This window comes from Streptomyces sp. CRN 30 (genome assembly GCF_034105845.1).
Genome location: NZ_JAVRHI010000239.1, coordinates 1 through 6,850, shown reverse-complemented (window position 1 = coordinate 6,850; position 6,850 = coordinate 1). Strand labels below are relative to the sequence as shown.

Annotated in this window: 9 protein-coding genes and 3 tRNA genes; 7 read left to right on the top strand and 5 right to left on the bottom strand. The window is 72.7% G+C overall.

Annotation, left to right across the window (positions count from 1 at the left end):
* Positions 1-61: 61 nt before the first annotated feature.
* Both UW392_RS25655 and UW392_RS25650 read right to left on the bottom strand, forming a co-directional pair.
* Positions 62-135, bottom strand: a tRNA-Cys gene (locus UW392_RS25655).
* A 39-nt stretch (positions 136-174) separates the two neighbouring features.
* Positions 175-247, bottom strand: a tRNA-Gly gene (locus UW392_RS25650).
* Positions 248-425: 178 nt separating this feature from the next.
* On the opposite strand from UW392_RS25650, the gene UW392_RS25645 reads away from it, so the two are divergent.
* From UW392_RS25645 to UW392_RS25635, 3 genes are all read left to right on the top strand, one after another.
* Complete coding sequence (locus tag UW392_RS25645) at positions 426-1,472, top strand: chorismate-binding protein (RefSeq protein WP_320777484.1); 1,047 nt, start codon at positions 426-428, stop codon at positions 1,470-1,472.
* The gene (locus tag UW392_RS25640) at positions 1,469-2,290 is read left to right on the top strand and encodes an aminodeoxychorismate lyase (RefSeq protein ID WP_320777483.1); all 822 of its coding nucleotides are present in this window, start codon (positions 1,469-1,471) and stop codon (positions 2,288-2,290) included. Before UW392_RS25645 ends, UW392_RS25640 begins: the two co-directional genes overlap by 4 nt.
* Positions 2,291-2,388: 98 nt before the next feature.
* On the top strand, positions 2,389-3,213 hold the full coding sequence (locus tag UW392_RS25635) for a GNAT family N-acetyltransferase (protein ID WP_320777482.1): 825 nt from the start codon (positions 2,389-2,391) through the stop codon (positions 3,211-3,213).
* 9 nt (positions 3,214-3,222) lie between these two features.
* On the opposite strand, the gene UW392_RS25630 is transcribed toward UW392_RS25635, so the two are convergent.
* On the bottom strand, positions 3,223-3,747 hold the full coding sequence (locus tag UW392_RS25630) for a DsbA family protein (protein ID WP_320777481.1): 525 nt from the start codon (positions 3,745-3,747) through the stop codon (positions 3,223-3,225).
* 180 nt (positions 3,748-3,927) lie between these two features.
* Here UW392_RS25630 and UW392_RS25625 point away from each other — a divergent pair, with 180 nt between their 5' ends.
* On the top strand, positions 3,928-4,377 hold the full coding sequence (locus tag UW392_RS25625) for a hypothetical protein (RefSeq protein ID WP_320777480.1): 450 nt from the start codon (positions 3,928-3,930) through the stop codon (positions 4,375-4,377).
* Between the two features lie 109 nt (positions 4,378-4,486).
* Positions 4,487-4,654, top strand: coding sequence for a hypothetical protein (locus UW392_RS25620; RefSeq protein ID WP_320777479.1), 168 nt, complete (start codon positions 4,487-4,489; stop codon positions 4,652-4,654).
* Positions 4,655-4,730: 76 nt separating this feature from the next.
* Here the strand turns inward: UW392_RS25620 and UW392_RS25615 are convergent, their stop codons facing one another.
* Together UW392_RS25615 and UW392_RS25610 are read right to left on the bottom strand one after the other, a co-directional pair.
* Positions 4,731-5,291, bottom strand: coding sequence for a CGNR zinc finger domain-containing protein (locus tag UW392_RS25615; protein ID WP_320777478.1), 561 nt, complete (start codon positions 5,289-5,291; stop codon positions 4,731-4,733).
* A gap of 261 nt (positions 5,292-5,552) precedes the next feature.
* Positions 5,553-5,966, bottom strand: coding sequence for an SsgA family sporulation/cell division regulator (locus tag UW392_RS25610; protein ID WP_004002642.1), 414 nt, complete (start codon positions 5,964-5,966; stop codon positions 5,553-5,555).
* 191 nt (positions 5,967-6,157) lie between these two features.
* On the opposite strand from UW392_RS25610, the gene UW392_RS25605 reads away from it, so the two are divergent.
* Positions 6,158-6,619 (top strand): TIGR02611 family protein, encoded by a 462-nt coding sequence (locus UW392_RS25605; RefSeq protein ID WP_320777477.1) that lies wholly within the window; start codon positions 6,158-6,160, stop codon positions 6,617-6,619.
* A 115-nt stretch (positions 6,620-6,734) separates the two neighbouring features.
* Positions 6,735-6,806 (top strand) — tRNA-Val (locus UW392_RS25600).
* The last annotated feature ends 44 nt before the right edge of the window (positions 6,807-6,850 follow it).

Genomic DNA, 6,850 nt, shown 5'->3' with positions numbered 1-6,850 from the left:
GGATTGAACCAGTGACCTCTTCCGTGTCAGGGAAGCGCTCTCCCGCTGAGCTAATCGTCCTTGGAGGTGGAGACGGGATTTGAACCCGTGTAGACGGCTTTGCAGGCCGTTGCCTCGCCTCTCGGCCACTCCACCAGGAGTACGGGGTCCGGGAAGATCCCCGCGTTTCCTGCGAGCGGACGACCAGGTTCGAACTGGCGACCTCAACCTTGGCAAGGTTGCGCTCTACCAACTGAGCTACGTCCGCTTGTCGTTTCCGGCCCGCTTGCGCGTCCCGGCGACGTGTTGAACTCTAGCGGATTCCGGGGCCAGCACAAAAACGCGTTTGCGCAGCGTGCTGCGCCGCATCCGACGCCGTACCTGGTCAGGGCCTCCGGAAGGACACGTTCGGGCCACCTCGCGGCCACCCGCCTAGACTCGGCCGCGTGTCCGATCTCCCACCCCTCGCCCGCTTCGGCGACCGTCTCGCCACGGGTCTGCTCGATGTCACCTCCGATCCCGCGGCCCTCGAATCGGCCGGGTTCTGGGCCGTCTGCGCGGAGTTCGAGGGGCGTCTGACCTGCGCCCGCTTCGCGGACGTCCGCAGCGCGCCGGTCCCCGCCCCCCGGCCGGGACGGTGGCGGGGCCCGGCCGTCGGCGACTGGGAGACCTCCCTCGACCACGGCGCGTACACGGCGGCCGTACGCCGGATACGCGCCCACATCGAGGCCGGCGAGGTCTACCAGGCCAACCTCTGCCGGATACTGTCCGCGCCCGTCCCGCCCGGCGCCGACGTGGACGCCCTCACCTCCCTGCTCGCCCGCGGCAACCCGGCGCCGTACGCCGGGACGATCAGGCTGCCCCGGCACGGTGTCGAGATCGCCGGCGCCTCCCCGGAGCTGTTCCTGCGCCGCGCCGGGCGGACCGTGGAGTCGGGGCCGATCAAGGGCACCGGACGCACCGAGGCGGACCTCCTGGAGAAGGACCACGCCGAGAACGTGATGATCGTGGACCTGGTCCGCAACGACATCGGGCGCGTCTGCGAGACCGGCAGCGTCACCGTCCCCGACCTCTGCGCGGTGGAGAAGCACCCGGGCCTGGTCCACCTCGTCTCGACCGTGCGGGGCGAGCTGCGGGCGGGGGCCGGCTGGCCGGACCTGTTCGCCGCGGCCTTCCCGCCCGGCTCCGTCACCGGCGCCCCCAAGTCGAGCGCCCTCAGGATCATCGACGCGCTGGAACCGGCAGGCCGTGGCCCGTACTGCGGCGGCATCGGCTGGGTCGACGCCGACCGCGGTACCGGCGAGCTGGCCGTCGGCATCCGCACCTTCTGGATCGACCGGGCCGAAGGGCTGCTGAAGTTCGGCACCGGCGCCGGGATCACCTGGGGCTCGGACCCGGAGCGGGAGTGGCGGGAGACGGAGCTGAAGGCGTCCAGGCTGCTCGCGGTAGCGTCGGGGTCGTACCGGGCGATCGAGGAGGGAGCAGGGTCGTGAGGATCTGGCTGGACGGCGGGCTGCGGGACGCCGAGACCGCGCGGGTCTCCGCCTTCGACCACGGCCTGACCGTGGGCGACGGCATCTTCGAGACGCTGAAGGCGGTGGACGGCCGGCCCTTCGCCCTGACCCGCCACCTGGACCGGCTGGCCCGCTCGGCCCGCGGCCTCGGCCTGCCGGAACCCGACCCCGACGAGGTGCGCCGCGCCTGCGCGGCCGTCCTGGCGGCGAACCCGATGCCCCTGGGCCGCCTGCGGATCACCTGTACCGGGGGCCACGGGCCGCTCGGCTCCGACCGCGGCGCGCACGGACCGACGCTGATGGTCGCCCTCGGCCCGACGGCCCGGCGCCCCGACACCACCGCCGTGATCACCGTCCCGTGGACCCGCAACGAGCGCGGCGCGCTCACGGGCCTGAAGACCACCTCGTACGCCGAGAACGTCGTCGCCCTCGCCCGTGCCCGCGAACACGGCGCCACCGAGGCGCTGTTCGGCAACACGGCGGACCGGCTGTGCGAGGGCACCGGGTCCAACGTCTTCGTCGTCCTCGACGGCGAGATCCACACCCCGCCGGTCGCCTCCGGCTGTCTGCCGGGCATCACCCGGGCGCTGACCGTCGAATGGACCGGCGCCCGGGAGACGGACCTCCCGCTGGACGTCCTGGAGCGGGCCGACGAGATCTTCCTGACCTCCACGCTCCGCGACGTCCAGGCCGTGCACCGGGTCGACGGCCGGGAACTTCCGGGCGCGCCGGGCCCGGTGACCGCCAAGGCCCTGCGCGTCTTCACGGAGCGGGCGGCGGACGACCTCGACCCCTGACCTCGCCCCCCGGCCTCGACCCCTGACCGGGGTGCCGAATCCCCGACGGACCCGATAATCGGCTGCGTCGGCGGCTCCCGGTGGGTAGAACCACCTTGATGACCACGACCCTGCGGCCGACCGAGCCGCTCCAGCGCGCGGCCGACGGTACGCGTTCGCGCCGTTACCAGGTGTGTGTGAACAGCCGGCCCGTCGGCGTCCTGCGCCTCGGTACCTCCGCCGCCTTCGGCGACGCGGTGGCCGTCGTCCGTGACCTGCGCGTCGACGAGGGCGACCGCCGGCGCGGCCGGGCCACGGTCGCCGCCCTCGCCGCCGAGGAGGTCGCCCGCGGCTGGGGCTGCCGGCAGATCTCCACGACGGTCCCCGCGGACGCCGAGGCCGCCCTGCGGCTCGTCGAGGTTCTCGGCTACGTCCCCGTCAACCGCGGCATGCGCAAGCGGCTCGGCGACACCCCGCCGCCGCTGCCCGCGGGCAGCCGGGCCCGGCCCATGACCCGGGACGAGTTCGACGTCTGGGAGCCGCGCGCCCGCGAGGAGTACGCGCGGACCTGGGCCGAGCGGGGCATCCCCGCGGACGTGGCCCGCGCCAAGGCCCGGCGCGACCACGAGATCCTCCTCCCGCGGGGACTCGACACCGAGTCCACGCTGATCAGCGTGGTCGAGCACGACGGCGAACGGGTCGGCCTCCTGTGGCTGGCGCTCCGGGAGGACGAGGCGTTCGTCTTCGACGTCGAGGTCGAGGCGGACCACCGGGGCCGGGGCCACGGGCGCACCCTGATGCGCCTCGCGGAGAGCCAGGCCGTCGCCGCCGGCCGGCGTCTCATCGGCCTCAACGTCTTCGCCGGCAACACGCCGGCCGAGCGGCTCTACGCGTCGCTCGGCTACCGGACGACGCGGCACGGGTTCCACAAGGCGCTGCTGTAGGGGACGCGGTCAGTCCTGCGGCTCGGCCAGCAGCCGGTCGGCGATCTCCTCGATCCGCGTCCGCAGTCCCTCCTGGCTCTTGCCGCCGTCGAGCCGCTCACCGCCGATGACGTACGTCGGGGTGCCGGTGACGCCGATCGCCTTGCCCTCGGCCTCGTCGGCGTCGACGATCAGGATGTGCCGGCCGTCGATCAGCGCGGTGTCGAACTCCTCCGCGTCCAGCCCCAGTTCCCGCGCCACGTCGATCAGGAGCGCCTCGCCCCGCCGGTCCAGCTCGTCGAGCCGGCCGAGCACCGCCTCGGCGTACGGCCAGTCCGTGCCCTGCGCGACGGCCTCCTCGGCGGCCTGCGCCGCGGCGAAGGCGTGCTTGTGCTTGGCCAGCGGGAAGTGCCGCAGCCGCACCTGAAGCCGGTCGCCGTAGCGGGCGCGCAGCGCGCGGACGTCGTCGAGGGCGGTCCGGCAGTCCGGGCACTGCAGCTCGCACCAGACGTCGAGGACGGGCGCGGCGGGACGGGCGGGGGAGGAGTCACTCATGTGACCAGTCTCCCAGGCCCGCGTCCCGCACCCGTACCTGAGGAGGAGCCGACCCCGAGCCGACCCGGAGATGTCCCTGATGTCGGGCCGGAGCATGGCCGCACAGGGTGGGGACGGTGCAGGATGGAAGGGACGAAAGCCCACGCCGCCCGACCGGTGCGGCCCAGCCTGGAGGACCGGATGATTGCCGAGACCGTCTGTTCCGCCGTGTCCGCGGCCGGCCTGGGCATCGCGGCGGTCACCGCGTACCGCAGGCGCTTCCTGGCCGCGGTCCGCACGGCCGCGTACGCGCTGATACCGGTCGCCCTGGTGATGACCGGCGTCGTCGAGTGGATCGCCGACACCGCCTTCAGCCCGACGGCCTGGGCGGGCTTCGCGCTGCTGGGTGTGGCCTGGCTGCTGTTCATGGTCACGCGCACCGTCGAGCGCCGCCGCGGCGGCACCCGTAAGGAGCGCAGGGCGGCCCGTGCCGAGGCCCGGCGGAGCGCCGTGGCCCCGGACGCCTCGGCGCCCTCGCTGGGTGCCGGTGCCCCGGCCCCGCGCCCGGCGGCGGCCCGCCCCGCCGGCAAGCCCCGCGCGGAGGACGACTTCAGCGACATCGAGGCGATCCTGAAGAAGCACGGCATCTGACGAAAGTGATCACAACTCGGCCCGAAGGTCGTGGATAACGGCGAACTCGGATGGCTTGCTGGCGTGTTGATCGCGCACGGGCGTGAACTGCGTCATCATCGCCCGAGAGATGCTGGACACGACACAGCTGGACAACACAGAGAGCGATACCGCGACCGGGCCGCAAGAGCCCCGCGGCTGCCTCTTCGCCCTTTCCCAGCCACCGCTGATGATCTTCCTTGCGGTGATCGGGTGTCTGCTGCTCATGGCTTCGCTGCACGACCTGCTGTTGCTTTGAGCCGTACCCGCGTTCCCCGGCGCCACCCGCCGGGGACGCGTCGGACATCATCGGCCCGGCGTCTCAGCCCGGCGTCTCAGCCCGCGGCCTCCTTGCGCCGGGCCCGGTACGCGGCGACGTGCAGCCGGTTGCCGCAGGTGCGGCTGTCGCAGTAGCGCCGCGAGCGGTTGCGCGAGAGGTCGACGAAGGCACGCCGGCAGTCGGGCGCCTCACAGCGCCGCAGCCGCTCCTGCTCCCCGGCGACCACGAAGAACGCCAGCGCCATCCCGCAGTCGGCCGCCAGGTGGTCGGCGACGGAGGCACCGGGGGCGAAGTAGTGCACGTGCCAGTCGTAGCCGTCGTGGTCGGTGAGGCGGGGGGTGGTGCCCGCGGCGGCGACCAGCTCGTTGATCACGTTCGCGGCTCCCCGCACCTCGGGAGCGGCGAAGACGGACGCGAACCGGCCGCGGACCTTGCGCACCGCGGAGAGATCGAACTCCGAGAGCGCTCCGACGTCACTGATCTCGTGGTTGCGTACGAAATCGGTGAGGGCGGCGACGTCCGGCAGCCCGTCCGCCGTCGACTCGTCCTCCGGTGCGGTGTTCACCAGATCCACCACGGTGTCGAGGGCGCACCGGGTGTCGTGGGTGATCAGCACGTTTCGCTCCCTGGCCTGGACACGGGCGGGCGCCCGCCGATGCTGGCCGATGGTAGTGGCATCCGCGTCCGGCGTACCGGCCCCGGTTCCCGGAAGCGGGGGAGCGGGCCGTGGCGGGGGCGGCGAGGGGCGCCGGAGCACACCGGCGCCGCCCCGCGGCGGACCGCGGCGGCGACGCCGGTGTGTGTGCCGTTATGCGGTTGTCCCGGCCCGGTCCGTCACCCCGAGTCGACGGCGCGGGCGGTATGGCGGGGTCTCGCCCTAGCTCTCCGCCAGGATGTGCGAGAGCTCCTGATCGAGGTCGAAGTGCCGGTGTTCCGTGCCGGGCGGCACGGCGGCGTCGGTGCGCTTCAGGAAGGACTCCAGGGCCCGCGCCGGGGCCTCCAGCAGCGCCTCGCCCTCCGGAGAGCTCAGGGCGATGCACACGACGCCCTGACCGTGGCTGCGCGACGGCCAGACGCGGACGTCGCCGGTACCGGTGGGGCGGTGCAGCCCCTCGGCGAGGAGGTCGCGGGCGAACACCCACTCGACGGTCTCCTCGGCTCCGGTGTGGAAGGTGGCGTGCACGGCGTAGGGGTCGGCCGTGTCGTACCGCAGGCCTGCGGGGACAGGCAGGGAGGACTCGCTCGACACAACGAGGCGCAGGTGCAGCTCGCAGCTGACCGTGGTGTTCATAAGCGCCAGGGCCTTTCGCTCAGTGTGCGCTCGGGGATTCGCACGTCGGCGAAATCGACATGCCACCTACGGTGCCGTTGTAAACCCCTCTGAGTGTTTTGCGTGCCTTTACGTACCTCTTCTGGCCCATGAATCGCGGTCGAGGTGCGGCCATTCCGGTGACTCGATCGGCTCCGGTAGGGTTTGGCCGTATGAACACGGGGAGTAGCGAGCTGGGCGAGGTAGCCGTGGCGGCGGACGGGGCGAAGAAGGGCGGGGCGGACGGAGCGGACGACGCGCGGGGTCTCGGCTCGCGGGCGCCCGACTTCGTCAAGGCGCGCCGCATGCTGCACGCGAGCTGGCAGGTCGGCGTCTTCGTCGTCGGACTCGCGGTCGTCGTCGCCGGCATCATCATGCTGCCGTTGCCCGGACCGGGCTGGGTCGTGATCTTCGGCGGCATGGCGATCTGGGCCACCGAGTTCGTCTGGGCCCAGCTGGTGCTGCGCTGGACGAAGCGGAAAGTGACCGAGGCGGCACAGCGGGCGCTCGACCCGAAGGTGCGGCGCCGCAACATCGTTCTCACGGCGATCGGTCTGGTGATCATCGCGGCGATCGGCGGCTTCTACCTGTGGAAGTTCGGCCTCGTGATGCCGTGGAAGATCGAGGACCAGTGAGTCGCGGGTGAGCTGACGGGGCGGGGCGGGGCCCCGTCCGCCGGGCTTCCCGCCGCGGTGCCCGTCGGCTGGTCACAGTCACTCCCTGACATGCGGTAATGTTTCTTCCGCACCCGGGCGATTAGCTCAGTGGGAGAGCGCTTCGTTCACACCGAAGAGGTCACTGGTTCGAACCCAGTATCGCCCACCGGGATCATCAGGCGGCCCGGCGCCCCGCTCGTGCGCCGGGCC

What these genes read in the sequence shown, in the direction of transcription:
- UW392_RS25630 (WP_320777481.1), bottom strand. Translation starts at nt 3,747, where the DNA reads ATGAGTGACTCCTCCCCCGCCCGTCCCGCCGCGCCCGTCCTCGACGTC.
- UW392_RS25605 (WP_320777477.1), top strand. Translation starts at nt 6,158, where the DNA reads ATGAACACGGGGAGTAGCGAGCTGGGCGAGGTAGCCGTGGCGGCGGAC.
- UW392_RS25625 (WP_320777480.1), top strand. Translation starts at nt 3,928, where the DNA reads ATGATTGCCGAGACCGTCTGTTCCGCCGTGTCCGCGGCCGGCCTGGGC.
- UW392_RS25635 (WP_320777482.1), top strand. Translation starts at nt 2,389, where the DNA reads ATGACCACGACCCTGCGGCCGACCGAGCCGCTCCAGCGCGCGGCCGAC.
- UW392_RS25620 (WP_320777479.1), top strand. Translation starts at nt 4,487, where the DNA reads ATGCTGGACACGACACAGCTGGACAACACAGAGAGCGATACCGCGACC.
- UW392_RS25610 (WP_004002642.1), bottom strand. Translation starts at nt 5,966, where the DNA reads ATGAACACCACGGTCAGCTGCGAGCTGCACCTGCGCCTCGTTGTGTCG.